This window comes from Azotobacter beijerinckii (genome assembly GCF_900110885.1).
Lineage (GTDB): Bacteria > Pseudomonadota > Gammaproteobacteria > Pseudomonadales > Pseudomonadaceae > Azotobacter > Azotobacter beijerinckii.
Genome location: NZ_FOFJ01000024.1, coordinates 35,256 through 59,693, shown reverse-complemented (window position 1 = coordinate 59,693; position 24,438 = coordinate 35,256). Strand labels below are relative to the sequence as shown.

The 24,438-nt window shown below is 61.4% G+C and carries 27 protein-coding genes; 2 read left to right on the top strand and 25 right to left on the bottom strand.

Annotated elements, in window-relative coordinates; genetic code table 11:
- The 12 genes from BMY22_RS13415 to BMY22_RS13360 all read right to left on the bottom strand — a co-directional run.
- Positions 1 to 1,182, bottom strand: a 1,182-nt coding sequence (locus BMY22_RS13415) for an IS701 family transposase (protein WP_090622799.1), incomplete at its 3' end; no start/stop codon positions are given.
- A 64-nt stretch (positions 1,183 to 1,246) separates the two neighbouring features.
- Positions 1,247 to 1,654 carry a ClpXP protease specificity-enhancing factor gene (locus BMY22_RS13410; RefSeq protein ID WP_090622796.1) on the bottom strand — a complete coding sequence of 136 codons (408 nt, stop codon included), beginning with the start codon at positions 1,652 to 1,654 and terminating at the stop codon, positions 1,247 to 1,249.
- A gap of 11 nt (positions 1,655 to 1,665) precedes the next feature.
- A complete protein-coding gene (locus tag BMY22_RS13405) occupies positions 1,666 to 2,289 on the bottom strand; it encodes a glutathione S-transferase N-terminal domain-containing protein (protein ID WP_090622794.1) in 624 nt (207 codons plus the stop codon).
- Positions 2,290 to 2,381: 92 nt separating this feature from the next.
- Positions 2,382 to 3,161: a cytochrome c1 gene (locus BMY22_RS13400; protein WP_090622792.1), complete on the bottom strand. Its 780-nt coding sequence runs from the start codon at positions 3,159 to 3,161 to the stop codon at positions 2,382 to 2,384.
- Positions 3,161 to 4,372: a cytochrome b gene (locus BMY22_RS13395; RefSeq protein ID WP_090622790.1), complete on the bottom strand. Its 1,212-nt coding sequence runs from the start codon at positions 4,370 to 4,372 to the stop codon at positions 3,161 to 3,163. The genes BMY22_RS13400 and BMY22_RS13395 overlap by 1 nt, the downstream gene beginning before the upstream one ends.
- The gene (gene petA, locus BMY22_RS13390) at positions 4,372 to 4,965 is read right to left on the bottom strand and encodes a ubiquinol-cytochrome c reductase iron-sulfur subunit (RefSeq protein ID WP_090622787.1); all 594 of its coding nucleotides are present in this window, start codon (positions 4,963 to 4,965) and stop codon (positions 4,372 to 4,374) included. Before petA ends, BMY22_RS13395 begins: the two co-directional genes overlap by 1 nt.
- 249 nt (positions 4,966 to 5,214) lie before the next feature.
- Positions 5,215 to 5,607: a 30S ribosomal protein S9 gene (gene rpsI, locus BMY22_RS13385; RefSeq protein WP_090622784.1), complete on the bottom strand. Its 393-nt coding sequence runs from the start codon at positions 5,605 to 5,607 to the stop codon at positions 5,215 to 5,217.
- 15 nt (positions 5,608 to 5,622) lie between these two features.
- Positions 5,623 to 6,051 (bottom strand): 50S ribosomal protein L13, encoded by a 429-nt coding sequence (gene rplM, locus BMY22_RS13380; protein WP_090622783.1) that lies wholly within the window; start codon positions 6,049 to 6,051, stop codon positions 5,623 to 5,625.
- A 312-nt stretch (positions 6,052 to 6,363) separates the two neighbouring features.
- A complete protein-coding gene (nfi, locus tag BMY22_RS13375) occupies positions 6,364 to 7,071 on the bottom strand; it encodes a deoxyribonuclease V (protein WP_090622780.1) in 708 nt (235 codons plus the stop codon).
- A 95-nt stretch (positions 7,072 to 7,166) separates the two neighbouring features.
- A complete protein-coding gene (gene zapE, locus BMY22_RS13370) occupies positions 7,167 to 8,291 on the bottom strand; it encodes a cell division protein ZapE (RefSeq protein ID WP_090622778.1) in 1,125 nt (374 codons plus the stop codon).
- A gap of 162 nt (positions 8,292 to 8,453) precedes the next feature.
- Positions 8,454 to 9,815, bottom strand: a complete 1,362-nt coding sequence (locus BMY22_RS13365; RefSeq protein WP_090622776.1) for a tryptophan--tRNA ligase — start codon at positions 9,813 to 9,815, stop codon at positions 8,454 to 8,456.
- A 20-nt stretch (positions 9,816 to 9,835) separates the two neighbouring features.
- Positions 9,836 to 10,468 carry an alpha/beta hydrolase gene (locus BMY22_RS13360; RefSeq protein ID WP_090622774.1) on the bottom strand — a complete coding sequence of 211 codons (633 nt, stop codon included), beginning with the start codon at positions 10,466 to 10,468 and terminating at the stop codon, positions 9,836 to 9,838.
- 245 nt (positions 10,469 to 10,713) lie between these two features.
- Here BMY22_RS13360 and BMY22_RS13355 point away from each other — a divergent pair, with 245 nt between their 5' ends.
- Positions 10,714 to 11,154 (top strand): Z-ring associated ZapG family protein, encoded by a 441-nt coding sequence (locus BMY22_RS13355; protein WP_090622771.1) that lies wholly within the window; start codon positions 10,714 to 10,716, stop codon positions 11,152 to 11,154.
- A gap of 61 nt (positions 11,155 to 11,215) precedes the next feature.
- Here BMY22_RS13355 and cysN read toward each other — a convergent pair whose 3' ends face one another.
- The 3 genes from cysN to BMY22_RS13340 all read right to left on the bottom strand — a co-directional run bounded on the left by cysN (position 11,216) and on the right by BMY22_RS13340 (position 14,951).
- Positions 11,216 to 13,117: a sulfate adenylyltransferase subunit CysN gene (gene cysN, locus BMY22_RS13350; RefSeq protein WP_090622770.1), complete on the bottom strand. Its 1,902-nt coding sequence runs from the start codon at positions 13,115 to 13,117 to the stop codon at positions 11,216 to 11,218.
- 12 nt (positions 13,118 to 13,129) lie between these two features.
- Positions 13,130 to 14,047, bottom strand: coding sequence for a sulfate adenylyltransferase subunit CysD (cysD, locus tag BMY22_RS13345; RefSeq protein WP_090622767.1), 918 nt, complete (start codon positions 14,045 to 14,047; stop codon positions 13,130 to 13,132).
- 145 nt (positions 14,048 to 14,192) lie between these two features.
- Positions 14,193 to 14,951 (bottom strand): Nif3-like dinuclear metal center hexameric protein, encoded by a 759-nt coding sequence (locus BMY22_RS13340; protein WP_090622765.1) that lies wholly within the window; start codon positions 14,949 to 14,951, stop codon positions 14,193 to 14,195.
- A 114-nt stretch (positions 14,952 to 15,065) separates the two neighbouring features.
- Between BMY22_RS13340 and algW the strand changes: the two genes are divergently transcribed.
- Positions 15,066 to 16,235, top strand: coding sequence for a Do family serine endopeptidase AlgW (gene algW / locus BMY22_RS13335; protein ID WP_090622763.1), 1,170 nt, complete (start codon positions 15,066 to 15,068; stop codon positions 16,233 to 16,235).
- A gap of 11 nt (positions 16,236 to 16,246) precedes the next feature.
- Here the strand turns inward: algW and hisC are convergent, their stop codons facing one another.
- The 10 genes from hisC to BMY22_RS13285 form a co-directional block, all read right to left on the bottom strand.
- Entirely contained in the window at positions 16,247 to 17,302 is a 1,056-nt protein-coding gene (gene hisC, locus BMY22_RS13330) for a histidinol-phosphate transaminase (RefSeq protein WP_090622761.1), read from the bottom strand.
- A 110-nt stretch (positions 17,303 to 17,412) separates the two neighbouring features.
- Complete coding sequence (gene hisD / locus BMY22_RS13325; RefSeq protein WP_090622759.1) at positions 17,413 to 18,723, bottom strand: histidinol dehydrogenase; 1,311 nt, start codon at positions 18,721 to 18,723, stop codon at positions 17,413 to 17,415.
- A gap of 107 nt (positions 18,724 to 18,830) precedes the next feature.
- A complete protein-coding gene (gene hisG / locus BMY22_RS13320; RefSeq protein ID WP_090622757.1) occupies positions 18,831 to 19,466 on the bottom strand; it encodes an ATP phosphoribosyltransferase in 636 nt (211 codons plus the stop codon).
- 65 nt (positions 19,467 to 19,531) lie between these two features.
- Positions 19,532 to 20,797: a UDP-N-acetylglucosamine 1-carboxyvinyltransferase gene (gene murA / locus BMY22_RS13315; protein ID WP_090622754.1), complete on the bottom strand. Its 1,266-nt coding sequence runs from the start codon at positions 20,795 to 20,797 to the stop codon at positions 19,532 to 19,534.
- 20 nt (positions 20,798 to 20,817) lie between these two features.
- On the bottom strand, positions 20,818 to 21,057 hold the full coding sequence (locus BMY22_RS13310) for a BolA family protein (RefSeq protein ID WP_090622804.1): 240 nt from the start codon (positions 21,055 to 21,057) through the stop codon (positions 20,818 to 20,820).
- Between the two features lie 176 nt (positions 21,058 to 21,233).
- Complete coding sequence (locus BMY22_RS13305; RefSeq protein WP_090622752.1) at positions 21,234 to 21,542, bottom strand: STAS domain-containing protein; 309 nt, start codon at positions 21,540 to 21,542, stop codon at positions 21,234 to 21,236.
- On the bottom strand, positions 21,539 to 22,186 hold the full coding sequence (locus BMY22_RS13300) for an MlaC/ttg2D family ABC transporter substrate-binding protein (RefSeq protein ID WP_090622749.1): 648 nt from the start codon (positions 22,184 to 22,186) through the stop codon (positions 21,539 to 21,541). Before BMY22_RS13300 ends, BMY22_RS13305 begins: the two co-directional genes overlap by 4 nt.
- 23 nt (positions 22,187 to 22,209) lie before the next feature.
- A complete protein-coding gene (gene mlaD, locus BMY22_RS13295) occupies positions 22,210 to 22,686 on the bottom strand; it encodes an outer membrane lipid asymmetry maintenance protein MlaD (RefSeq protein ID WP_090622747.1) in 477 nt (158 codons plus the stop codon).
- A complete protein-coding gene (gene mlaE / locus BMY22_RS13290; RefSeq protein ID WP_090622745.1) occupies positions 22,686 to 23,483 on the bottom strand; it encodes a lipid asymmetry maintenance ABC transporter permease subunit MlaE in 798 nt (265 codons plus the stop codon). Before mlaE ends, mlaD begins: the two co-directional genes overlap by 1 nt.
- On the bottom strand, positions 23,483 to 24,292 hold the full coding sequence (locus BMY22_RS13285; protein ID WP_090622743.1) for an ATP-binding cassette domain-containing protein: 810 nt from the start codon (positions 24,290 to 24,292) through the stop codon (positions 23,483 to 23,485). Before BMY22_RS13285 ends, mlaE begins: the two co-directional genes overlap by 1 nt.
- Between the last annotated feature and the right edge of the window lie 146 nt (positions 24,293 to 24,438).

The following is a 24,438-nucleotide window of genomic DNA, read 5'->3' as shown; positions in this document are numbered from 1 at the left end:
CTGCCCGAGCAGAAAACCGTAGGCGGCGATGCTCAAGCTGGCATGGTGGTGGAATCCCCGCCAACCACGCCCCTCGTAATGTCCCAGCCCCAGGTCCTGCTTGAGATCCTGATAGTCGCGCTCGATACGCCAACGCAGGTGGGCGATGCGCACCAGTTCCGATAGCGGCGTGTCCTCCTCGAGGGTGGACAACCAGTAATGGGTCGGCTCGGCCTGCGTGGGGGGCCATTCGATCAGCAGCCATTGCTGCGGGTGCAGCCGCTGTTTTGCCGATACGCTGCCGGCAATGCGTACCCGTACTGCAGCGAAACGCCCGCTCAGTGGTTCGTTGGTTCCCTGGCGCCAGGTGAGTTCCGTAAAGAGCTCGGGCGGCAGCGACAGGGCCAGCGTCTTCACCGACAGTGGTCGATGCTCCGGCGAGCGCCGCGTGGCTACCGGTGGACGCCCCTTGCCCGTCCAGGGCTTGGGCGGTAGCGGCTGCTGGCCGGGTGGCCACACCCGCACGGCCGAGGTGACACCGACCACATAGGACAGCCCCATGGCCGTCAACCCCTGGCGAAAAGCGCTGTCCACGCCGTAACCGGCATCGGCCACCACACAATGATGGGGTTCCCCGGCTTCGAGCAACGCCTGCAACTGCGAAAGCGCTATCTGGGGCTTGGTGGCAAAGCGGACGTCTTCGGGTACGCCGGCTTTGCGGCGCCGCCCGGCATCTTCGGCCCATTCCCGGGGCAGGTACAGGCGCCAGGCCACCGGCAGGCTGGCCTGTTCGCAGGCCAGCGAGACGCTGACCGCCACCTGGCAGTTGTCCTGTTTGCCCAGCACCCCGCAGTACTGGCGCGCCACGCCCACCGAGTGCCGCCCCTTCTTCGGGAAACCGGTGTCGTCCACGAGCCAATAGCCGCCAGCGGACAGATCCATTGTCGGCAGGACCCACCGGGCCACACGGCGCAGCAGTTCGGTATCCGACCAGTCGGCCTTGGCCACGAAATGATGCAACGCCTGGTGCCGGGCACTGGCATGCAAGGGGTCGAGGTGTGCCGCCATGGGTTCCACGCTCTTGCGCGCCAAGGGCAGCATCAGGCCGGAGCAATAGCCGCGCAGCCCGGCTTCCCGGTCGGCATGCCCAAGACCTGCTGCCAGATGCGCCAGGTACTCGTCGAATCGGATCATGGAGTCCATCGTCGATCTTTCTCAAAGTGCAGAAGATCTACTCACTGTAGCTCAATTTAATGACACAGTAAGACTACTTGACCACCTTCAAGCTGGGTCGCCCGGCCGGCCGCGGCGGCTCGCCACCGGAAGGACCGTCGTCATCCGGATCGGAGCCCTCTTCCGCAGAAGGCGGCTCGACCTCGAAGACCATTCCCTGACCGTTTTCCCGCGCATAGATGGCCATGACAGCCTCGGAGGGTATGTACAGACTGTGGGCGACACCACCGAAGCGACCCTCGAAACTCACGCCCTGGTTGTCCATGTGCAGATGCCGCACAGCACTGGGCGAAACATTGAGTACGATCTGCCCATCGTTCACATAGCCTGCCGGGACCTGCACATTCGGCATCTCGGCATTGACCAACAGATGGGGAGTGTAATCATTGTCGACGATCCACTCATAGAGCGCACGAACTAGATAGGGTCGACTGGAGTTCATAGCAACCTCCCTCATAATTGCCGCATATCGCGTTCGACAGCGGACAGGCTAGCCTGAAAGGCCTGGCGAGCGAACTGGCGCTCCATGTATTCGAGCAGTGGCTTCGCATTCCGCGGCAGTTCTATACCCAGCAGCGGTAGCCGCCAGAGAATCGGCAAGAGGCAACAGTCCACCAGACTCGGCTCTTCACTAAGAAAAAAGGGGTTTTCGGCAAACAATGGCGACACGCTGAGCAGACTCTCCCGCAGCTCTCTACGCAGCTGATTGCAGATTGTCTCCTCGGTACGCCGATCCAGAATCCGGTCAGCCAGGACACACCAGTCGCTCTGGATGCGATACATCAGCAGACGGCTGTTGGCGCGAGCGACAGGATACACCGGCAGCAACGGCGGATGCGGATAACGCTCCTCAAGATACTCCATGATCACACCCGGCTCGTACAAGAGCAGATCGCGATCGATCAGCGTGGGCAGCGCGCCGTAAGGGTTGATCTCGGCGAGCTTGCCCGAATTCAACCCCGGCTCGACATCGAGGATCTGAACAGCAACCCCCTTTTCGGCGAGCACCATCCGCACACGGTGGGAGTAGTGATCGGCCGGATCGGAATAACAGGCCAATCGATTGGTCACGCCCATGGCGAACTCCTCGCTCGCAGGTCAAATCTACAGAATAAAAAAACACACGCGCCCATGCGGGCGCGTGTGTTTTCGAGTGTAACTGCAATGGATTAGTGCACGTCTCTCCAGTATTCGCGCTTGAGCAGATAGGCGAACACGAAGAAAACCGCCAGGAACAGGAGCACGTAGCTGCCAATACGCTGGCTTTCCAGCTTGACCGGATTGGCTGAGTAAGCCAGGAAGGTCACCAAGTTCTTGACTTTATCGTCGAACTCGTCGGCAGTCAGCGTGCCAGTTTTCGGCAGGATGGTCAGCTGATCGCAAGCCTCATGGGTGATCTTCGCACCAGTAAGCGGATCGTACTGCTTCTTGCCATCCTCGACCATCTGCACCTGCTTGCAACCGAAGACCTGACGCCCCTGCAGACCAGCCAGCACGTTGGGCATGCCCACGCTGGGGAACACGGTGTTGTTCACCCCCAGCGGACGCGACGAGTCCTCATAGAAGCTGCGCAGATAGCTGTATAGCCAGTCATTGCCGCGCACCCGGGCAACCAGCGTCAGATCCGGAGGCGCCGCACCAAACCAGATCTTGGCATCCTGGGGCTGCATGCCGACTTTCATATGGTCGCCAATCTTGGCGCCGGTAAAGACGACATTCTCCATCATTACTTCTTCCGGGATACCGAGATCCCTGGCCACCCGCTCGTATCGCTGGAACCGGGCGCTATGGCACCCCATGCAGTAGTTGGCGAAGGTTCGCAGACCATCCTGCATGGCAGCCTTGTCGGTCAGATCGATGTCAACTTTGTCCAGTTCGGGCTCAGCTCCTGCGGCAAATGAAAAAGCCGGCAGAATCGCGAAAATCAATGCAGCAAATTGCTTTTTCATCAGCCAGTCACCCTTTCCGGAACCGGTTTGGTCTTTTCCATCCTGGTGTAGAACGGCATCAGGATGAAGAACGCGAAGTACAGCACCGTGCACACCCGAGACAACAGCGTGCGTTCGGGAGTCGGCGAAAGCACACCAAGCACGCCGAGGGCCAGGAAAGCGATGCAGAATACCAACAGCCACAGCTTGCTCAGCCAGCCCTTGTAGCGCATCGATTTGACCGGGCTGCGATCCAGCCAGGGTAGAACGAACAACACGGCGATGGCCGCGCCCATGGCGATGACGCCAAGCAGCTTGTCCGGCACCGCGCGCAGGATCGCGTAGAACGGCGTGAAGTACCATACCGGCGCGATATGGGCGGGCGTCTTGAAGGCGTTGGCCTGCTCGAAGTTGGGCTTCTCGAGGAAATAACCACCCATTTCCGGGAAAAAGAACACCACGGCACAGAAAACGAACAGGAACACCACCACGCCGACGATATCCTTCACGGTGTAGTAGGGATGGAACGGGATACCGTCCAGCGGCTTGCCGTTCGCGTCCTTCTTCTTCTTGATCTCGATGCCATCCGGGTTGTTCGAGCCGACCTCATGCAAAGCCAGGATGTGCAGCACCACCAGGCCGAGCAGTACAATCGGCAGCGCGATCACGTGCAGAGCGAAGAAACGGTTGAGCGTGATGCCGGAAATCAGGTAGTCACCGCGAATCCACTGCGTCAGGTCGTCGCCGATCACCGGAATGGCACCGAACAACGAGATGATTACCTGAGCCCCCCAATAGGACATCTGCCCCCATGGCAGCAGATAGCCCATGAAGGCCTCGGCCATCAGGCACAGGTAGATCAGCATACCGAAGATCCATACCAGCTCGCGCGGCTTCTGATAGGAGCCGTAGAGCAGGCCGCGAAACATGTGCAGATAGACCACAATAAAGAACGCAGAGGCACCGGTAGAGTGCAGATAGCGGATGATCCAGCCGTACTCCACGTCGCGCATGATGTACTCGACAGAGGTAAAGGCCTCCTCCGCCGACGGGGTGAAGCTCATGGTCAGCCAGATACCGGTCAGCAGCTGGTTGACCAGCACCAACAGTGCTAGGGAGCCGAAGAAATAGAAAAAATTGAAATTCTTCGGCGCATAATATTTAGATAGATGGTCTTCCCACATCTGTGTGGCGGGGAAGCGTGCATCGACCCACTCCATGAATTTGCTCATCAGGCCTTCTCCTGGTCCACACCGACAATGATCACATCATTCGACTCGTACGAATGCGGAGGCACCGGCAGGTTCAAGGGCGCAGGTTGTGCCTTGTAGACACGGCCGGCCAGATCGTATTTGGAGCCGTGGCATGGACAGAAATAACCGCCCACCCAGTTGCTCCCCAGATCCGCCGGAGCGAGTTCCGGCCGAAAGGAAGGAGAGCAGCCCAGATGGGTGCAGAGGCCAACCAAAACCAGAATTTCCGGCCTGATCGAGCGCAGCTTCCGGTCAACATACACTGGCTGAACCGAAGCGGCCGACTCGGGGTCTGCCACCTCGGATTCGACTTTTTTCAGGTTGGCAAGGATTTCCTCGGTACGGCGGACGATAAACACCGGCTGGCCACGCCATTCAGCCACTATTTGTTGCCCCGGCCCAATCTTGCCGATATTCACCTTCACCGGTGCACCAGCGGCCTTGGCCTTGGCACTTGGGAACCAGGATCCCACAAACGGGACCGCAGCCCCCACCGCTCCTGCCGCACCCACCACAGAGGTGGCCGCAACCAGAAAGCGACGCCGGCCTACATTCACGCCGTCATTACTCATTCCGTTGTCTCCCATCAACTTTGCGGCCCGTTATCCGGACCTGTAATAAAAAAACGAGGCGCGCGAAAAATCGGCAAAATGTTAAAGAAAACCCTCAGACCTGACAAGGTAATAGCCAGATACAAAAATACTGACACACTTGAGAAACACGCTACCAAACTTGTAGCACATAAGCCGTGCGGCCTTTTCGGAAACAAAAAAACGCCCGGAATCCTTGCGGATGCCGGGCGCTCTTTGCAAACGCTGAAATTAGCGCTTGGAGTACTGCGGGCGCTTGCGCGCCTTGCGCAGACCGACTTTCTTACGCTCGACTTCGCGAGCATCGCGAGTCACATAGCCGGCCCGACGCAGCGGACTGCGGAAAGTCTCGTCATACTCGATCAGTGCGCGAGTGATGCCATGGCGAATGGCACCCGCCTGACCACTGACACCGCCGCCAGCGACGGTGACGTATACATCGAACTTCTCCACGGTCTCGGTCAGCTCGAGCGGCTGACGCACGACCATGCGAGCGGTTTCGCGACCGAAGAACTGGTCCAGGGAGCGATCATTGATGGAAATTTTGCCAGTGCCCGGACGCAGGAAGACGCGAGCGGTAGCAGTCTTACGACGGCCAGTGCCGTAGTTTTGAGTCGCCGACATGATGAGCTATCCCCCTTAAATCTTAAGTTCTTGAGGCTGCTGAGCGGTGTGCGGATGAACAGCACCCTTGTACACCTTCAGCTTGCGGTACATGTCGCGACCCAGGGGGTTCTTCGGCAGCATACCCTTGACCGCAGTCTCGATCACACGCTCGGGAGCCCTGACGATCAGCTTCTCGAAACTGATGGACTTGATGCCGCCCGGGAAACCGGAGTGGGAGTAGTACATTTTGTCGCTACTCTTGGCACCGGTGACACGCACCTGCTCAGCATTGATCACGACGATGTAGTCGCCGGTATCGACGTGCGGGGTATACTCAGGCTTGTGCTTGCCGCGCAGGCGGCTGGCGATTTCAGTAGCCAGACGACCCAGAGTCTGGCCGGCAGCGTCGACGACATACCAGTCGCGCTTAACAGTTTCCGGTTTCGCAGTAAAAGTTTTCATTCGTTATAGCCTCAGAGGCCACCCTAAAAACAAGGCGGCAGATCTTACTGAACGGTGCTTGCATTGACAAGGTCAAGGCGGCCGGAAACAGACGCTGTCGGGGGCTCGGGTCAGCGCGTCCGCTACGGCGGGGCTCGGTAGGCTAGGCATCCCCTACCTCATTCCCAGCGAGCTAGGCATCCCCGCTGGAAAATCTTTGAAATCATACCGACTGCAGAAAAAATAGCAACCGCCTGCCGGCTCTCGCTCAAAGCAGATCTCAATTTGCGCAGCAAGCGGCTTACCCTGAAGCCAGCCAAGACCAATTCGCTCTCAGCCCGGCTGAGGGCCACCCCGTCCCGCCCTTCGCGAGGCGAGCCGGTCGGCCAGCCGCGTCGGCTCGGGCAAGCGGTAGCGGGTGACACAAGCCATGACCAGCCGCGGCGCACTGGCCAGGCTGACCCGATGGCCCGGCGAAACGATCAGCGGGCGCACCCCGTCCTTGCTGCGCAGCACCGTACCCACCACATCACCCTGATAGACAAGATCGACTTGATTGCCTCGCCGAGGCCCCAATTCGGCATGGGTGCCGACAAGAATTTTTTTGGCCACACCGATAGTCGGCAGGCCACTGACCACGCCCAAGTGGGCCGCGATACCCAACCTTCGCGGATGGGCAATCCCCTGCCCATCGCAGAAGACCAGATCCGGTACCTGGGGCAGCTCTGCCAGGGCATGCAAGACAGCCGGCAGCTCGCGGAAGGACAGCAGACCCGGGACATAGGGCATGCTGGTCGGCATACGCACCAAGCGCTCAGCAAGCGGCTCCAGAGTCTCGACATCGAGTAATACCGCTGCTGCCCGGGTGACGTGCCCAGCCTCCTCGAAACCGACGTCCACACCGGCGACCAGGCGCAAGACGGGAAAATCGTCCTGCAGCAATACTTGCCTGGCCAGTTCCCGCTGCAGAAGGCGGGCTCCGGCAGGCGTGCCGTCCCAGTCGCCGAAGGGCGAGTCGGGTGCAACGAAGGGTGCAGGCATACCTTGAGGACCTCCGGCACAGCTTCATCGAGAAGCGGAAAGAGCCAGACGCTCCCCCAAAAACGACAAGGGCCGCCCACAAGCGGCCCCATCGCTCACGGCTTGTGTGGCCGCGCGAGGAACTCGTGGGACTGCATCTCCAGCAGACGGCTCAGGGTACGCTGGAACTCGAACTCCAGGCGGCCGCCGGTATACAGGTCCTTCAGCTCTACCTCGGCAGAGATGATCAGCTTGACATTGCGATCGTAGAACTCGTCGACCAAGTTGATGAAGCGCCGCGCCATGTCGTCCTTGGAGACGCTCATCTGCTCGACGTTGGAGAGCAGCACTGCCTCGAAGATCTTGCCCAGCTCGATGTAGTCGTTCTGGCTGCGCGGGCCGTCGCACAACTCGCGGAACTCGAACCAGGCTACGTCGTTAGCGGTCTTGCGGGCACGGATCTCGCGACTCTCGATCAGCAGCACATCGTTGTCCTTCACCGCACAGTGTTCGGTGAGAAGACTGCGGAAACTGCGCTCCAGGCTTTCCTCCGCCTCGGCATCCAGCGGCCAGTGGTACAACTCGGCTTGTTCCAGGGCGCGCAGGCGGTAGTCGATTCCGCTATCGACGTTGACGATTTCGGTGTGCTCCTTGAGCAGAGCAATCGCCGGCAAGAAGCGCGCACGTTGCAAGCCGTCCTTGTAGAGACCGTCCGGCACGATGTTGGAAGTGGCTACCAAGCTTACGCCGTTCTTGAACAACTCATCCAGCAGGGTGGCGAGGATCATCGCATCGGTGATGTCGGAAACGAAAAACTCATCGAAGCAGATCACCCGGGCCTCGCTGGCAAAGCGCTTGCCGATGATGGTCAGCGGGTTCTTCTCCCCCTTGAGCGTCTTCATTTCCTCATGCACCCGCTTCATGAAGCGGTGGAAGTGAGTGCGCATCTTCTGCTCGAACGGCAGAGCATCGTAGAAGGTGTCGACCAGATAGGTCTTGCCGCGTCCCACTCCCCCCCAGAAATAGATGCCCTTGACAGGCCCCCTCGGCAGGCCCTGCGATTTCTTGCCAAGCAGCCTGTCGAACAGACTGGGCTTGCCACCTACAGCCTGGCCTTGCAGGCTGGCGCTGACCAGGTCGTCATAGAGTCGCTGCAGGTGGCGCACTGCGTTTTCCTGGGCGGCATCATGGAAGAAATCGGGACGTTTCAGGTCGGCTTGATAGCGCTCAAGGGGAGTCATGGCGGAGTCGGGGTAGAGTCGTGGGGAGGCCGCCTTGGCGGCGCCCTCGACTGTGGGGAGTTTCGTCAAATCATTCAAAACGGGCCACCCTCATCAAGAGTTCAAAGGTTCGCGACCGTCGAAGCAGGAGTCTACAGATCCAGCACAACGGTCGCACGGCGTTCAGTCGGCAAGCCCTGCAACCGCTTCCCGCAGGCGCAGCATGGCTGCCTCCAAGGCATCCGGGTCGGCGTACACCGGGCTGTCGGCCATGCATTCGCCATCCAGCCAGAGGGTAAACTGGGCGCCTTCATCGGCGCGCAACTCGAGTGCATCCGGCCCCAGGGCAATCAACCGCTGGCCGATCCTCCCTGCTGCCTTGGGATCATCAAACGGCCGCGACAGCAGCAACTCCTCGCCATCGGCAGCCAGAAAACGGAAACGGAATCCTCCGTCAGACTCGCGAAAACTGACGAAACGCGCGGTTTTCGCCGCTTTTTTCTTGCCGCTGGCAGCCTGGCTCCGCACATCACTGCGGAACGAGCGCAGCCCAACCGCCTCGCGTAGCTCGCCAAGAAAAGGGGTGGAAATCCTGCGCGCTTTGGCCGCACCAGCCTGAAGAATGTCCTCCAAGTCAAGCGGCCTCGCAATCAGCGTTTGGTAGCGCTCGCGGGCCTCGCCCAGTTCGCTGTCGAGCAGCTGGAACAGGCGTTGCTTGGCCTCCCCCCAAGCCAAACCAGCCAACAGATCGGCACGGAACTCGGCGAGCCGCTCCGGCGTGGCAAACGCCTGGTAGAGGGTAAACAGATGCGAGCCATCCGGGTCCTTCGGCTCGCCCGGCTCCCGCGAATCGGTGACGATGCGAGCGATCGAGTCCTTCAACTGGCGGGCCGAGCCGAACAGCGGAATGGTGTTGTCGTAACTCTTCGACATCTTGCGGCCGTCCAGCCCAGGCAGCGTGGCTACCTCCTCCTCGATCACCGCCTCCGGCAGGGTGAAGAGTTCTCGGCCCCGGCCAAATAGGTGATTGAAGCGCTGGCCGATGTCGCGGGCCATTTCCACGTGCTGGATCTGGTCGCGACCGACCGGCACCTTGTTCGCATTGAACATCAGAATGTCAGCCGCCATCAGTACCGGATAGCTGAACAACCCCATGCTCACCCCGGCGTCCGGATCCTCGCCGGCCTCCAGATTCTTGTCCACCGAGGCCTTGTAGGCATGCGCGCGGTTGAGCAATCCCTTGGCCGTCACGCAGGTCAGCAGCCAGGTCAGCTCGGTGATCTCGGGGATGTCCGACTGCCGGTAGAAAGTCGTTCTTTCCGTATCCAGCCCGCAGGCCAGCCAGGTGGCGGCGATTTCCAGACGCGAACTCTGGATGCGCTCCGGGTCGTCGCACTTGATCAGCGCGTGGTAGTCGGCCAGAAAATAGAACGAATCGGCATGCGGGTCGCGACCGGCGACGATCGCTGGGCGAATGGCACCGGCATAGTTACCCAGATGAGGAGTACCGGTGGTAGTGATGCCGGTGAGGATTCGAGTGGTCATATTGTGCGCTTGTCTATGATTCAGAGGCGTGAACTGACCAAGTCCTTCAACTCGCCCAGCCTGCCATGGAAGAAATGTCCGCATTCTGCCACTTTCAACAACTCGTGGGGGCGCTGCAGAGATGCCGACCAGTCGTAGACCAGTTGCGGGTTGACCACCTCGTCCTGCTCCGGCTGGATGACCGTCAGGCTACTGCCCTGCGACGACACGGTCGCCTCGCTCTCCAGACGCATCACCGCCGGCGCGACCAGGAACATCCGCTCCGGCACCAGACCCTGCGCAGCCAGACGCTCCGCTAGGTTGAGTGCGACATAGCCACCGAAGGAGAAGCCGAACAGGCTAAGGGGAAGCTGCGGCAGCCGTTCATGCACCCACCGGACGACAGCCTCGGCATCATCTACCTCGCCGCTACCCATATCATGACTGCCAACACTGGCGCCGACGCCACGATAGTTGAAGCGCAGAGTGCTGTAACCGGCATCCCGGGCGGTACGCTGCAGGGTGGAAACGACCTTGTTCTGCATGGTCCCGCCCTTCACCGGATTGGGATGACAGAGCAGAGCCAGACCACGAGCCTCGGGCAGTTCGAGGTAGAGCGCTTCGAGCGGGCCACAGGGCCCATCGATGAACAGGGAATTTTCACGACTCGACAAACTGTATCTCCATGAGCCCGCTTGGAGCAGGCTCGTCTTGATGGTTGGGCCGCAGTGCTGGCCGATGTAAAGGACCGACCGGCCCGGGGATCGCTGCGGCAGCCTATGCCAAAGCATGATCAGGCTGGAAGGCGGCCCACTGCCGAAGGCTTGGCCGGCACGGATCGCTGCATGCGTCTAGGCCGGCTATACAGGGCACACTGGAGCCGCTAACGTAAAACAAAGCAGCCCATAGAGGAAGGATCGTGGAACAGACGCTCATGGCCTGGTTGCTACCAGCCCTTACCCTGCTTGTCGGCATCACCATCGGCTTCGTTGCCGCTCGTCTATTGCCCAATGCGGTACCCAGCCGGACGCAGCGTCAGCTGGACGAACTGCAAGAGCGCTTCGACGCCTATCAGAGCGAAGTAATCACCCACTTCAACACCACCGCGAACCTGGTGAAGAAGCTCACCCAGAGTTACGCGGAGATTCAGGAACACCTATCCGAGGGTGCCAGCCGCCTCGCGCTCGACGAGCTGACGCGCCAGCGACTGCTGGCCACGCTGCAGAGCGAAGAAATCCTCGGCGACCATGAGCATCTGCCCAACTCGACGGCCCCCGAGGCGCCCAAAGATTATGCCCCCAAGATCGCCAACGCCCCCGGCATGCTGGACGAGCAGTTCGGCCTGAAGGGCAAGCACTAAACCTTACTGCAAAGCAGAACGAGCCTCGGCCTTGCCGAGGCTCGTTCCATCTACTCAGGTATCAGATCACCCTGCGGCTGCGCAGCAGCGCCAGCACTTGGCGCACGCCCTCCTCCACCGAAGTGGACTGGGTATCGATCACCAGATCGGCATTCAGCGGCACGTCGTAGGGGAAAGACTCGCCGGGGATGTTGCCCTCGCCTGCCGCGTACAGCCCCTGCGGATCGCGCTCACGGCAGGCCTGCGGCGAAGCCTGGACGTAGACGGTGATCAGGCGCTCGGCGCCGATCAGTGCCCTGGCCTGCTCGCGGCCCTCGGCATCCGGGGCGACGAAGGCGGCCAGGGTCAGCAGGCCGGCCTCGTTGAACTGCCTGGCCACCTGGGCGGCGCGCCGCCAGTTCTCGGCACGGCCGGCGCGATCCAGCGGCAGGCCCTTGTTGAGGTCGTGGCGCAGGTTCTGCCCATCGAGCACGTAGACCGCGCGACCGCTGTCGAACAGCTTGCGCTCCACGGCATAGGCCAGGGTGCTCTTGCCGGCGCCGGACAGGCCGCTGAACAGCACGGTGGCCGGCTGCTGACCGAAGCGCGCGGCGCGTTCCTCGGCGGCCACGTGGGCCAGCTGGCCGTGGTGACCGACGGTGTTCTGCCCGGCCAGCGGGTCGGCGATGATCATGCCGGCACCGACGGTGCCGTTGGTCAGCCGGTCGATGACGATGAAGGCGCCGGTGGTGCGGTTGTGCGCGTAGCCGTCGAGGGCGATGGGCGCATCCAGGCTGACGCGCACCTTGCCGATCTCGTTGAGCTTGAGCTCGCTGGCTGCCAGCTGCTCGAGGCTGTTGACGTCGACGCGGTGCGCGATGCCGACGATGTTGCCCGGCACGTAGCTGGTGGCGCGCTTGATGTCGTACTTCTTGCCCGGCAGCATCGGCTCCTCGGCCATCCACACCAGCATGGCGTCGAATCTGTCGGTGACCTGCGGACGGTTGTCGGCATGCACCAGCATGTCGCCGCGCGACACGTCGATCTCGTCTTCCAGGGTCAGGGTCACGGCCTGGCCGGGAATTGCCTGTTCCAGCTCGCCGTCGAAGGTGACGATGGAGCGCACCTTGCTGGTCTTTCCCGACGGCAGCACGGCGATCTCGTCGCCCTTGTGCACGATGCCGCTGGCCAGGGTGCCGGCGAAGCCGCGGAAGTTCAGGTTCGGCCGGTTGACGTACTGCACCGGGAAGCGCATGTCGGTGACGTTGCGGTCGGCGGCGATCTCGACGGTCTCGAGGATCTCCATCAGCGACGGTCCCTGGTACCAGGGCGCGCGCTCGCTCTTGTTGACCACGTTGTCGCCCTTGAGCGCCGACATCGGCACGAAGTGCAGCGAGCTGGGCTTGAGGCCGATACGCTCGGCGAACTGCAGGTAGTCGGCGCTGATGCTGTCGAACACGCCCTGATCGAAGCCCATCAGGTCCATCTTGTTGATGGCGACCACGATGTGCTTGATGCCCAGCAAGGAGGCGATGAAGCTGTGCCGGCGGGTCTGGGTCTGCACGCCGTAGCGGGCGTCGATCAGGATGATCGCCAGGTCGCAGGTCGAGGCGCCGGTGGCCATGTTGCGGGTGTACTGCTCATGGCCGGGGGTGTCGGCGATGATGAACTTGCGCTTGGCGGTCGAGAAGTAGCGGTAGGCCACGTCGATGGTGATGCCCTGCTCGCGCTCGGCCTGCAGGCCGTCGACCAGCAGCGCCAGATCGACGTCCTCGCCGGTGGTGCCGACCTTCTTCGAGTCGCGGGTGATCGCTTCAAGGTGATCCTCGTAGATCATCTTGGAGTCGTGCAGCAGGCGCCCGATCAGGGTGCTCTTGCCGTCGTCGACGTTGCCGCAGGTGAGAAAGCGCAGCAGTTCCTTGCGTTCGTGCTGGGCCAGGTAGGCGAGGATGTCCTCGCTGATCAGTTCGGATTGGTGCGACATGATGCGGAAACCTTAGAAGTAGCCCTGACGTTTCTTTTCTTCCATGGAACCGGCGCCATCGTGGTCGATGACGCGGCCCTGGCGCTCGGAAGTGCGGGTCAGGAGCATTTCCTGGATGATCTCGGGCAGGCTGGCGGCAGTGGACTCCACCGCGCCGGTCAGCGGGTAGCAGCCGAGGGTACGGAAGCGCACCATCTTCTTCTGGATGCGCGCCTTCTCTTCATCGGAAAGATGGTCGAGGATGCGCGCATCGTCGATCATGATCAGGGTGCCGTTCTTCTCGATCACTTCGCGCTCGGCGGCGAAGTACAGCGGCACGATCGGGATACCTTCCAGATAGATGTACTGCCAGATGTCCAGCTCGGTCCAGTTGGACAGCGGGAACACGCGGATCGACTCGCCCTTCTTCACCTTGCCGTTGTAGACGCTCCACAGCTCGGGACGCTGGTTCTTCGGGTCCCAGCGGTGCTTGCTGTCGCGGAACGAATAGACGCGCTCCTTGGCCCGCGACTTCTCCTCGTCGCGGCGCGCACCGCCGAAGGCGGCGTCGAAGCCGTACTTGTCCAGGGCCTGCTTGAGGCCCTCGGTCTTCATGATGTCGGTGTGCTTGGCGCTGCCGTGGGTGAAGGGGTTGATGCCCTGCGCCACGCCTTCCGGGTTGACGTAGGTGATCAGGTCCAGGCCCATCTCCGCGACCATCTTGTCGCGGAAGCTGTACATCTCCTGAAACTTCCACTGGGTGTCGACGTGCATCACCGGGAACGGCAGCTTGCCGGGGAAGAAGGCCTTGCGGGCCAGATGCAGCATGACGGCAGAATCCTTGCCGATGGAGTACAGCATCACCGGGTTGTCGAACTCGGCGGCTACCTCGCGGATGATGTGGATGCTTTCCGCCTCCAGCTGCTTCAGATGCGTCAGTTTGTCGACCATGGCTACTCACAAAAAACAAAAGCGGCCTGCGGGCCGCGGACGTTGGCGCACGATACCATGCACACATCCTTATAATAAGGATGCAGCATAGATCCAATCATTCTACAAATATGCCCAAGCGCTGCCACGTCGGGCAACCCGGCACTTACACCGGATTGTCACAATCGACGAAACAGTGCTCGAGGCAGAAACGCTGCGCCAGCCACTCGCCCAGCGCCTGCACCCCGTAGCGCTCGGTGGCGTGATGGCCGGCGGCAAGGAAACTAATGCCGTTCTCCCGTGCGCTGTGCACGGTGGATTCGGACACCTCGCCGGTCATGTAGGCATCCACGCCGGCGGCAATCGCCTGCTCGATGTAGCCCTGCGCAGCGCCGGTGCACCAGGCGATGCGGCGTATCGGTCGATCCGCCTCGATCAGCAAGGGCTCGCGCCCCAGCACCTGCGCCACCAGTGCAGCGAACTCGCGCGGCGCCAGCGCCTGCGCCAGACTGCCGACCAGTCCCACCGAGCGCGGATTTTCCGGCTCCAACGGCCCCTCCACCGCGAGGCCGAGGCGGCGGGACAGCTGCACGTTATTACCCACTTCGGGGTGCACATCCAACGGCAGGTGATAGGCGACCAGACTGATGTCGTTGACCAGCAGGGTCTTCAGGCGGCGCTGCTTCATACCGACGACGCAGGGATTCTCGCTCTTCCAGAAATAGCCGTGGTGCACGAGCACCAGATCGGCCTGAAACTCGACCGCGGCGTCCAGCAGCGCCTGGCTGGCAGTCACCCCGGTGACGATCCTGCCAACCTGCGCACGCCCCTCGACCTGCAAGCCGTTCGGGCAATAATCGGGCATCCCGGCAGCCGCCAGATAACGATCGGCTGCCTCCACCAATACGGACAGAGCGACGGGCATCGCGGCCTCCCAGATAAAGCGATTGCGTGCCGCTGGCCAGCCCGCGGCACCTTCGTATAATGGCGCACCATACGGCCACCTCTTGCCCCTCGCAACCCCAAGGATTTTCGATCCATGCTAAAGGCCCTGCGTTTTCTCGGCTGGCCCCTGGTAGTCGGAGTGCTGCTGGCCCTGCTGATCATCCAGCGCTATCCGGAGTGGGTCGGCCTGCCACAGCGTGACGGCAACGAACAGCAGCCTCCCTTCGCCATCCTTTCACCGCAAAGCCCCGCGTCCTATGCCAGTGCAGTCAGCAGCGCGGCACCGGCAGTAGCCAACCTGTACACCACCAAGGTGGTCAAGAAGCCGGCCCAGCCGCTGTTCGACGACCCGCTACTGCAGCAGTACTTCGGCAACTCCCTGCCCAGCCAGCGGCGCCTGGAATCCAGCCTGGGCTCCGCGGTGATCATGAGCCAGGATGGCTATCTGCTGACCAACAACCATGTCACCACCGGCGCCGACCAGATCGTCGTCGCCCTGAAGGATGGCCGGGAAGTCCTCGCCCGAGTGATCGGCAACGATTCGGAAACCGACCTGGCCGTGCTCAAGATCGATCTCGACGACCTGCCGGTCATGCACCTGGGGCGCTCCGACAGCATTCGCATCGGCGATGTGGCCCTGGCCATCGGCAACCCCTTCGGCGTCGGCCAGACCGTAACCATGGGCATCATCAGCGCGACCGGGCGCAACCAGCTGGGCCTGAACACCTACGAGGACTTCATCCAGACCGACGCAGCGATCAATCCGGGCAACTCGGGCGGGGCGCTGATCGACGCCAACGGCAACCTGATCGGTATCAACACCGCCATCTTCTCCCGGTCAGGCGGCTCCCAGGGCATCGGTTTCGCGATTCCGGCGAAGCTGGCCATGGAGGTGATGGAGGAAATCATCGAGCACGGCCAAGTGATCCGCGGTTGGCTCGGCCTCGAGGTACAACCACTGACCAAGGAGCTGGCCGAATCCTTCGGCCTGGAAGGCCGGCCGGGCATCGTCGTCGCCGGCATCTACCGGGACGGCCCCGCCCAGCGGGCCGGCCTGCAGCCGGGCGACCTGATCGTCAGCCTCGATGGCCAACCGGCCACTGACGGGCGCCATGCAATGAACCAGGTCGCCCAGGCCCAACCGGGAGAAACCATCGACATCGCGGTCCTGCGCAATGGCCAGACACTGACCCTGACCGCCGAAATCGGCCTACGCCCGCCACCCACGGCAGTACAGCCGCAAGCGCCCGCCCAACCGGAGTAGACGTCAGTGGTTCAGCAGAGGGGCGCTAGCACGTCGATCAGCGCCTGATTCTGCTCCAGGGTACCGATGGTGATGCGCAGGAACTGGCGAATCCGCTCCTGCTTGAAATGACGGACGATCACCCCCTGCTCGCGCAGCCCCGCCGCCAACCCCTCGGCATCGCGCCCAGGATGGCGGGCGAAGACGAAGTTGGCCGCCGACGGCAGCACCTCGAACCCCAGCCGCTGCAGCTCGCTGACTAGTTGCTCGCGGCTGGCGATCACCTGGCGGCAGGTCTGCTCGAAGTAGGCACGATCCTCGAAGGCCGCCGCCGCCCCGACGATGGCCATGCGATCCAGCGGATAGGAGTTGAAGCTGTTCTTGATCCGCTCCAGAGCCTCGATCAACTCCGGGTGCCCGACCGCCAGACCGACGCGCATACCGGCCAGCGAACGCGACTTGGAGAGGGTCTGGGTGACCAGCAGGTTGGGATAGCGATCGACGAGAGTGATCGCCGTCGCACCGCCGAAGTCCACATAGGCCTCGTCCACCACCACTACCGAGTCCGGATTGGCCTTGAGCAGCCGCTCAATGGCCTCTAGCGGCAGCAAGCAGCCGGTCGGCGCATTGGGGTTGGGAAAAATGATCCCGCCATTGGGCCGCTGATAATCCTCGACGCGAATACGGAACTGCTCGTCCAGCGCCACGACCTCGAAAGGAATTCCATACAGGCCGCAGTAGACCGGGTAGAAACTGTAGGTCACATCGGGAAACAGCAGCGGCCGGCCATGCTGGAACAGCCCATGGAAGATGTGCGCCAGCACTTCGTCAGAGCCATTGCCGACGAATACCTGACGGCTCTGCACTCCATAGTAGTCGGCAATCGCCTGCTTCAGGCGCTCGCCGTTGGGGTCCGGATAGAGGCGCAGACTGTCGTTCAGTTCGGCCTGCATGGCGGCGATCGCCTTGGGCGACGGCCCGTAGGGATTTTCGTTGGTATTGAGCTTGACCAGCCTGCTCAGCTTCGGCTGCTCACCCGGCACGTAGGGCACCAGGTTCTTGACGAAGGGGCTCCAGAATTTGCTCACGCCCTTCCCTCCTCGAATTCGGTTGATTTGCTTGTGTGGGAGCCAGCTAGCCGGCGATGCCTTTGCGGCCAATCGCCAACAAGCGAGCTCCTACAGGGTTCGTGCCGGCTTCAGCCCTTGATGCGGTACTCGGCGCTGCGTGCGTGGGCGGTCAGCGACTCGCCGCGCGCCAGCACCGAGGCGGTCTTGCCCAGTTCGGAGGCGCCGTCGGCCGAACAGAAGATGATCGACGAGCGTTTCTGGAAGTCGTAGACGCCCAGCGGCGAGGAGAAGCGCGCGGTTCCGGAAGTCGGTAGCACATGGTTCGGCCCGGCACAGTAATCACCCAGGGCTTCTGCCGTGTAACGCCCCATGAAGATCGCACCGGCGTGGCGAATCCTCGGCAGCCACTGCTGAGGCTCGGCTACCGACAGCTCGAGATGCTCGGGGGCGATACGGTTGGCTACGGCGATGGCCTGCTCCATGTCGACGACCTGGATCAGCGCACCACGGCCCTCCAGCGAGGTACGGATGATCTCGGCGCGCTCCATGGCCGGCAGCAGGCGGGCGATGCTTTCGGCCACACGGTCAAGAAAGGCGCCGTCCGGGCTGACCAGGATCGACTGGGCATCCTCGTCGTGCTCGGCCTGGGAAAAAAGGTCCATGGCGATCCAGTCAGGATCGGTCTGGCCATCGCAGACAACCAGGATTTCCGAAGGACCGGCGATCATGTCGATGCCGACCTGGCCGAACACATGGCGCTTGGCGGTGGCCACATAGATGTTGCCCGGGCCGACGATCTTGTCCACCTGCGGCACGCTCTCGGTGCCGTAAGCCAGCGCCGCAACCGCCTGGGCGCCGCCGATGGTAAACACACGGTCGACGCCGGCCACGCAGGCGGCAGCCAGCACTAGCTCGTTGAGTTCGCCACGAGGCGTCGGCACCACCATCACCACCTCGGCGACGCCGGCGACTTTGGCCGGGATGGCGTTCATCAGCACCGAGGAGGGGTAGGCGGCCTTGCCACCGGGCACATAAAGGCCAGCGCGATCCAACGGGGTGACCTGCTGACCAAGCACGGTGCCGTCAGCCTCGGTGTAGGTCCAGGAGTCCTGCTTCTGCCGCTCGTGGTACAGGCGCACGCGCTCGGCGGCCTTTTCCAGCGCCCCACGCTGCTCACCGCTGATCCGGGTCAGGGCCAGCTCCAGACGCTCGCGAGGCAGGATCAGCTCGGCCATGGAGCTGGCTGCGACGCCATCGAAGCGCTGGGTGAACTCCACGACCGCGTCATCGCCGCGCGTACGCACGGCCTGGATGATATCCAGCACGCGCTGGTTGACCGCATCATCGGAGACGCTTTCCCAGCTCAGCAGATGATCCAGGTGGTGGGCAAACTGCGGATCGGCGGCGTCGAGTCGGCGAATGGCGATGGGTGCGGTCATAACAGGCCTCGTGATTGGCAGAAACTCGGGCGCCGCTAGACTAGCAAGCCTTCCGCGCGGGCACCCGAGAATTTCGCTATGACACGGAAGGCGTAGACAGGTCCGGGTCAGCTCCGGTGTCGCGACTCGACAGCCTTGCGCAAGGTGTCGATCAACGACTGGATGCGCGCATGCTGCATCTTCATCGAGGCCTTGTTGACGATCAGCCGCGAACTGATGGTGGCAATCAGTTCCTGAGGCTCCAGACCGTTGGCGCGCAGGGTGTTACCGGTGTCGACCACGTCGATAATCTTGTCGGCCAGCCCCACCAGCGGTGCCAACTCCATGGAGCCGTACAGCTTGATGATGTCTACTTGGCGGCCCTGCTCGGCATAGTAGCGCTTGGCCACACTGACGAATTTGGTGGCCACCCGCAGGCGCCCCTTGGGCTCGGGTGCACCGACCTTGCCGGCAGTCATCAGCTTGCAGTTGGCGATATTCAGATCAAGCGGCTCGTACAGCCCCTGACCGCCATACTCCATCAGTACATCCTTGCCGGCCACGCCCAAATCGGCGGCACCGTTCTCGACATAGGTCGGCACGTCGGTGGCACGGACGATCAGCAGGCGCACGTCCTCCTGAGTGGTCGGAATGATGAGCTTGCGACTCTTGTCCGGATTCTCGGTCGGTACGATACCGGCTTCGGCGAGCAATGGCAGGGTATCGTCGAGAATACGGCCTTTGGACAGAGCAATGGTGAGCATGAAAACGGATGTCCTTGGATATTGACCCCCTCGGGGCCAAGGTCGGCGCCGCGACAGCGCCAGGCCTAGCCCGGGATGCGGCGGATCTTGGCGCCGAGCAGCTGCAACTTTTCCTCGATGCATTCGTAGCCACGATCAATGTGGTAAATGCGGTCGATCAGGGTATCGCCCTCGGCTACCAAGCCGGCAATCACCAGGCTGGCGGAGGCGCGCAGGTCGGTAGCCATCACCGGAGCCCCTTTTAGGTGCGGCACACCGGTGACGATGGCCGTATTGCCCTCCACCAGAATCTGCGCACCCATACGGTGCATTTCGTAGACATGCATGAAGCGGTTCTCGAACACGGTCTCGATGACCGCTCCCGTGCCTTCGGCGACGGCATTCAGGGAAATGAACTGTGCCTGCATATCGGTGGGGAACGCCGGGTACGGTGCAGTGCGCACGCTCACGGCCCTGGGCCGGTTACCCTTCATATCCAGCGAGATCCAGTTGTTACCGGTATCGATCTGCGCACCCGCCTCTTCCAGCTTGAGCAGCACAGCCTCGAGAATAGTCGGATCGGTATCCTTGAGTTTGACTCTCCCCCCAGTAACCGCTGCAGCCACCAGATAAGTACCGGTCTCGATGCGGTCGGGCATCACACTGTAACGGCCGCCACCCAAGCGCTTGACGCCCTCGATGACGATGGTGTCGGTACCGGCACCCTTGATCTGCGCACCCATACTGTTCAGGAAGTTGGCCAGATCGACCACCTCCGGCTCGCGGGCGGCGTTCTCCAATACGGTACGCCCACTGGCCAGCGCTGCGGCCATCATGATGTTTTCGGTGCCGGTCACGCTGACGATGTCGAAAAAGAAATGCCCGCCACGCAGACCGCCGGCCGGCGCCTTGGCCTTGATGTAACCGCCCTCCATCTCGATCTGCGCACCCAGCGCCTCGAGGCCGCGGATATGCAGGTCGACCGGCCGCGAGCCGATGGCGCAACCGCCCGGCAGAGCCACCTCAGCCTCGCCAAAACGAGCGACCATCGGGCCGAGCACCAAGATCGAGGCACGCATGGTCTTGACCAGTTCGTAAGGTGCTACCAGCGTCCTGATAGCGCTGGCATCCACCTCCACGCTGAGCTTTTCGTCGATCACCGGCTGCACACCCATGCGCCCGAAAAGCTCGATCATCGTGGTGATGTCGTGCAGGTGCGGCAGGTTACAGACGGTGACCGGCGTATCGGCCAGCAGGGTCGCAGCGAGGATCGGCAGCGCCGCGTTCTTCGCCCCGGAAATGCGGATCTCGCCATCGAGGCGCTGACCGCCGGTAATAATCAATTTGTCCATGTTTTCTCGCGCAGGCAGGCTCAGGAACGCTCGGCCCAAGCGGCGCGACTGAAGAACTTCATAGTGATGGCATGGATGCGGCCATCGACGATCCAGTCGTTCAACTGGGCATAGACCAGTTGCTGACGCTTCACCGGGCTCATGCCGGCCAAGTCATCGCTGATCAGATTGAGCTGAAAGTCGCAACCCTGCCCCTGCACCTCGACTTGAGTGCCGGCCAGTCTACTCTCCAGAAAGCTTTTGACTTCAGTGGGCTGCATGCATACCTCGGAAGCTGTCATGAATTACTCCTGCGGTGGATGTCGGCGCAAAGCAAACGGGGCCGTGAGACGACCAGCTTCCTGCACGCCCCGGGAAGCCGGCCATCTTACAAAAAAGCCTACCAACTGCGAACCCTGCCGATATCGGCTCCGACGGAGAACCCTACGTGACCCCGTCAAGCTTCCAACGGCAGTAGTTCGAGCAAACCGCAGACTTGTGCGATTTCGCGCATGTCCTGGGGCAATGCGCGCATCCGCAGGCGCTTGCCAACGGCCTTGGCATCACGCAAATAAGCTAGCAGCAGGGATGGGCCGACACTGCTGGACTTTTCCACCTCCGCGCAGTCGAGCACCAGCTCCGCCGCTTTGGCGGCACTGATCAGCACCCGGCCCTGCTGCCGCAGAGCCGGGCCGGTGCTGTAGTCGATTACGCCGGCGAGGACGAGCACACCGGGCTCGACCTGGCGAATCGAGGCATCGCTCATTGCCCCACAGCCTTCTGGCCTTCCTCGCTGTCCTTGGCCTTGGCTACCACATCAGCCCAGCCATCGATGGTCTTGTCCAGATTCTGACCGTTGCGCTTCATGCTATCGGCGAACTGGTCGCGGAACAGCTTGCCAATGTTGATGCCATTGAGGACGACATTGCGCATCACCCACTGCCCATCCTTCTTCACCATCGTGTAGGAAACCGGATAGACGGTACCGTAACTATCGCGAACCTCCATACCAACGCTGGCACGATCACCTTCGACCGGCACGGACGAGGGCAGTACGCGGATATCCTGATTGGTGTACTCAAGCAGGGCATTGCCGTAGAACTGCATCAGGCTACGCTTGAAATTTTCCTGAAAGCGAGTCATCTGCCCGGGAGTCGCCTGGTTCGCATACTTGACGGTCATGATGCTGCGAGAAATTCCCTCGGCATCCACCACCGGCCCGAGGATTCGATCCAGAGCATCATAAAAGGCTTGTGGATTGCTCTTATAGGCAGCCTTATTCTTCTTGAGATCGCTGAGCAGCGTATCGGTGGTCTGCTGTACCACTTGATGGGGAGTGCTCGATGCAGCTGCAAACAGCGGCAGGAGTGTCAGTAACACCAGAAAACCACGACGCAAAACAGTAAGCATGGAGATATCCTCTATAAACTAAACTATTCTTCTTTGCTTTTATCTTTATTGACGGTGTTCATCATGAACTTGCCGATCAAATCCTCAAGCACCAGCGCCGACTGAGTATCCCGAATGGAGTCGCCATCCTTCAACAACTTCTCCTCGCCCCCGACACTGAGGCCGATATACTTCTCCCCCAACAGGCCCGACGTCAGGATAGAGGCCGTGGAGTCGATCGGCAGGTTGTCGACGCGCTTCTCCAGCTCCATGGTCACACGGCCGGTATAGCTGTTGCGATCCAGGTCGATGGCTGTGACCTTGCCGATGGCGACACCAGCCATGGCCACCTTAGCCCTGACCGAGAGGCCAGAGATGTTGTCGAAATATGCATAGAGCTTGTAGGTATCACCAGTGGTGCTGACCGTCAGACCGCTGACACGCAGTGCCAGCAGCAGGAGGGCCAGCATACCTGCCAGGATGAACAGGCCGACACCGGTTTCCAGGGTGCGGGTTTGCATCAGTTATCTCCAAACATCAAGGCTGTCAGAATGAAGTCCAATCCCAGTACGGCCAGAGAGGCATAGACCACTGTTCTTGTAGTAGCGCGACCGATCCCTTCCGAAGTTGGCTCGCAATCATACCCCTGGAACACGGCGATCCAGGTCGCCACGAAGGCAAAGACAATGCTCTTGATCGCACCATTGACCACGTCCTCGTACAGATCCACGCTATTCTGCATGCTGGCCCAGAACGACCCCTCGTAGACCCCCAGCCAGTCCACCGCGACCATGGCACTACCCCAGACGCCAACCACGTTGAAGATCGCGGCCAACAGCGGCATGGAAATGAAACCGGCCCACAGGCGTGGCGCAATGATGTACTTAAGCGGGTCCACGCCGATCATCTCCAGACTGGAAAGCTGCTCGGTGGACTTCATGTTGCCGATTTCCGCGGTAAGCGCCGAACCGGCACGCCCGGCGAACAACAAGCCGGTGACGACCGGCCCCAGTTCGCGCAACAAGGTCAGAGCGACCATCTGCCCGACTGCCTCCTCCGAACCATAGCTGACCAAGATGTTATAGCCTTGCAGCGCCAGCACCATGCCAATGAAGAGGCCGGACACGATGATGATCGGCAGAGACAGCACACCAATCGCATGGATCTGCTTGACCAGCAACTGAAAGCTGCTGCCGGCACCACCACGACCGAACACGGCATGCAACAGGAACAGCGTGGAACGCCCCATCGCCTCGACTACGTCGATGGCGGAGCGTCCGAGCAGACCGATCTGTTCAAGGAGGGATCTCTTGTGCATCAGCGCCTCCCCAGAAGGTCGTCGTGGTAATCCGGCGCCGGAAAATGGAAAGGCACAGGGCCATCCGGCAACCCCTTCATGAACTGGGTGACGCGCGGATTCTTAGAGTTCATCAGATCCTGGGGAGTCCCCTCCCCCAACACCTCGCCATCGCCCACCACATAGAGATAGTCGGCGATACTGGCCGTTTCGGCCAAATCGTGGGAGACCACTATACTGGTAATGCCGAGAGCATCGTTGAGCAGGCGGATCAGCCGCACCAGTACGCCCATGGCGATTGGGTCCTGGCCGACGAAGGGTTCGTCATACATGAGAATCTGCGGATCGAGAGCAATGGCCCGGGCCAACGCCACACGACGTTTCATGCCACCGGAAAGCTCGTCGGGCATCAGATCGATGGCACCGCGCAACCCGACCGCCTGCAGCTTCATCAACACGATGTCGCGGATCATTTCGTCTGGCAGCTTGGTATGAACCCGCAACGGAAAGGCAACATTCTCGAACACATCCAGATCGGTGAACAGTGCGCCACTCTGGAAGAGCACCCCCATCTCCTTGCGCATTTCGAACAGCTCGCTGCGCGAGAGATGCGGGAGGTTGTGTCCATTGACCCAAACTTCGCCGCTTTCCGGCTTGAGCTGGGCGGCTATCAGGCGCAACAGGGTGGTCTTGCCACACCCAGAGGGCCCCATGATGCCGGTGACTTTACCGCGCGGAATGCGGATGTCTACATTATTGAAGATACTGCGCGAGCCTCGCTTGAAGGAAACCTTCTTCAGCATGACCGCGCAGTCGTTTGAGTCGCTCATCTAGACTCCTTGTGAATACCCCCTCGGCTAAACGTCGCTACCCCTAGGACAAGGGGACGCCGTACCGCTTGACCGAACTGGGAGGCACTATAACACTGCGAACACTTGCGTCCCAAGCATACAGCCGCCACTGGGGGCCTTGGTCG

Bases quoted from the DNA above. Each gene is read 5' to 3' on its own strand.
- BMY22_RS13410 (WP_090622796.1), bottom strand. From the start codon at position 1,654: ATGAACTCCAGTCGACCCTATCTAGTTCGTGCGCTCTATGAGTGGATC.
- BMY22_RS13300 (WP_090622749.1), bottom strand. From the start codon at position 22,186: ATGCTTACTGTTTTGCGTCGTGGTTTTCTGGTGTTACTGACACTCCTG.
- rplM (WP_090622783.1), bottom strand. From the start codon at position 6,051: ATGAAAACTTTTACTGCGAAACCGGAAACTGTTAAGCGCGACTGGTAT.
- hisG (WP_090622757.1), bottom strand. From the start codon at position 19,466: ATGCTCACCATTGCTCTGTCCAAAGGCCGTATTCTCGACGATACCCTG.
- BMY22_RS13400 (WP_090622792.1), bottom strand. From the start codon at position 3,161: ATGAAAAAGCAATTTGCTGCATTGATTTTCGCGATTCTGCCGGCTTTT.
- BMY22_RS13310 (WP_090622804.1), bottom strand. From the start codon at position 21,057: ATGCAGCCCACTGAAGTCAAAAGCTTTCTGGAGAGTAGACTGGCCGGC.
- hisD (WP_090622759.1), bottom strand. From the start codon at position 18,723: ATGACCGCACCCATCGCCATTCGCCGACTCGACGCCGCCGATCCGCAG.
- mlaE (WP_090622745.1), bottom strand. From the start codon at position 23,483: ATGCACAAGAGATCCCTCCTTGAACAGATCGGTCTGCTCGGACGCTCC.
- BMY22_RS13405 (WP_090622794.1), bottom strand. From the start codon at position 2,289: ATGGGCGTGACCAATCGATTGGCCTGTTATTCCGATCCGGCCGATCAC.
- BMY22_RS13305 (WP_090622752.1), bottom strand. From the start codon at position 21,542: ATGAGCGATGCCTCGATTCGCCAGGTCGAGCCCGGTGTGCTCGTCCTC.
- BMY22_RS13395 (WP_090622790.1), bottom strand. From the start codon at position 4,372: ATGAGCAAATTCATGGAGTGGGTCGATGCACGCTTCCCCGCCACACAG.
- zapE (WP_090622778.1), bottom strand. From the start codon at position 8,291: ATGACTCCCCTTGAGCGCTATCAAGCCGACCTGAAACGTCCCGATTTC.
- rpsI (WP_090622784.1), bottom strand. From the start codon at position 5,607: ATGTCGGCGACTCAAAACTACGGCACTGGCCGTCGTAAGACTGCTACC.
- nfi (WP_090622780.1), bottom strand. From the start codon at position 7,071: ATGCCTGCACCCTTCGTTGCACCCGACTCGCCCTTCGGCGACTGGGAC.
- cysN (WP_090622770.1), bottom strand. From the start codon at position 13,117: ATGTCGCACCAATCCGAACTGATCAGCGAGGACATCCTCGCCTACCTG.
- BMY22_RS13340 (WP_090622765.1), bottom strand. From the start codon at position 14,951: ATGCCCGTCGCTCTGTCCGTATTGGTGGAGGCAGCCGATCGTTATCTG.
- mlaD (WP_090622747.1), bottom strand. From the start codon at position 22,686: ATGCAAACCCGCACCCTGGAAACCGGTGTCGGCCTGTTCATCCTGGCA.
- BMY22_RS13285 (WP_090622743.1), bottom strand. From the start codon at position 24,292: ATGAGCGACTCAAACGACTGCGCGGTCATGCTGAAGAAGGTTTCCTTC.
- BMY22_RS13365 (WP_090622776.1), bottom strand. From the start codon at position 9,815: ATGACCACTCGAATCCTCACCGGCATCACTACCACCGGTACTCCTCAT.
- murA (WP_090622754.1), bottom strand. From the start codon at position 20,797: ATGGACAAATTGATTATTACCGGCGGTCAGCGCCTCGATGGCGAGATC.
- petA (WP_090622787.1), bottom strand. From the start codon at position 4,965: ATGAGTAATGACGGCGTGAATGTAGGCCGGCGTCGCTTTCTGGTTGCG.
- algW (WP_090622763.1), top strand. From the start codon at position 15,066: ATGCTAAAGGCCCTGCGTTTTCTCGGCTGGCCCCTGGTAGTCGGAGTG.
- cysD (WP_090622767.1), bottom strand. From the start codon at position 14,047: ATGGTCGACAAACTGACGCATCTGAAGCAGCTGGAGGCGGAAAGCATC.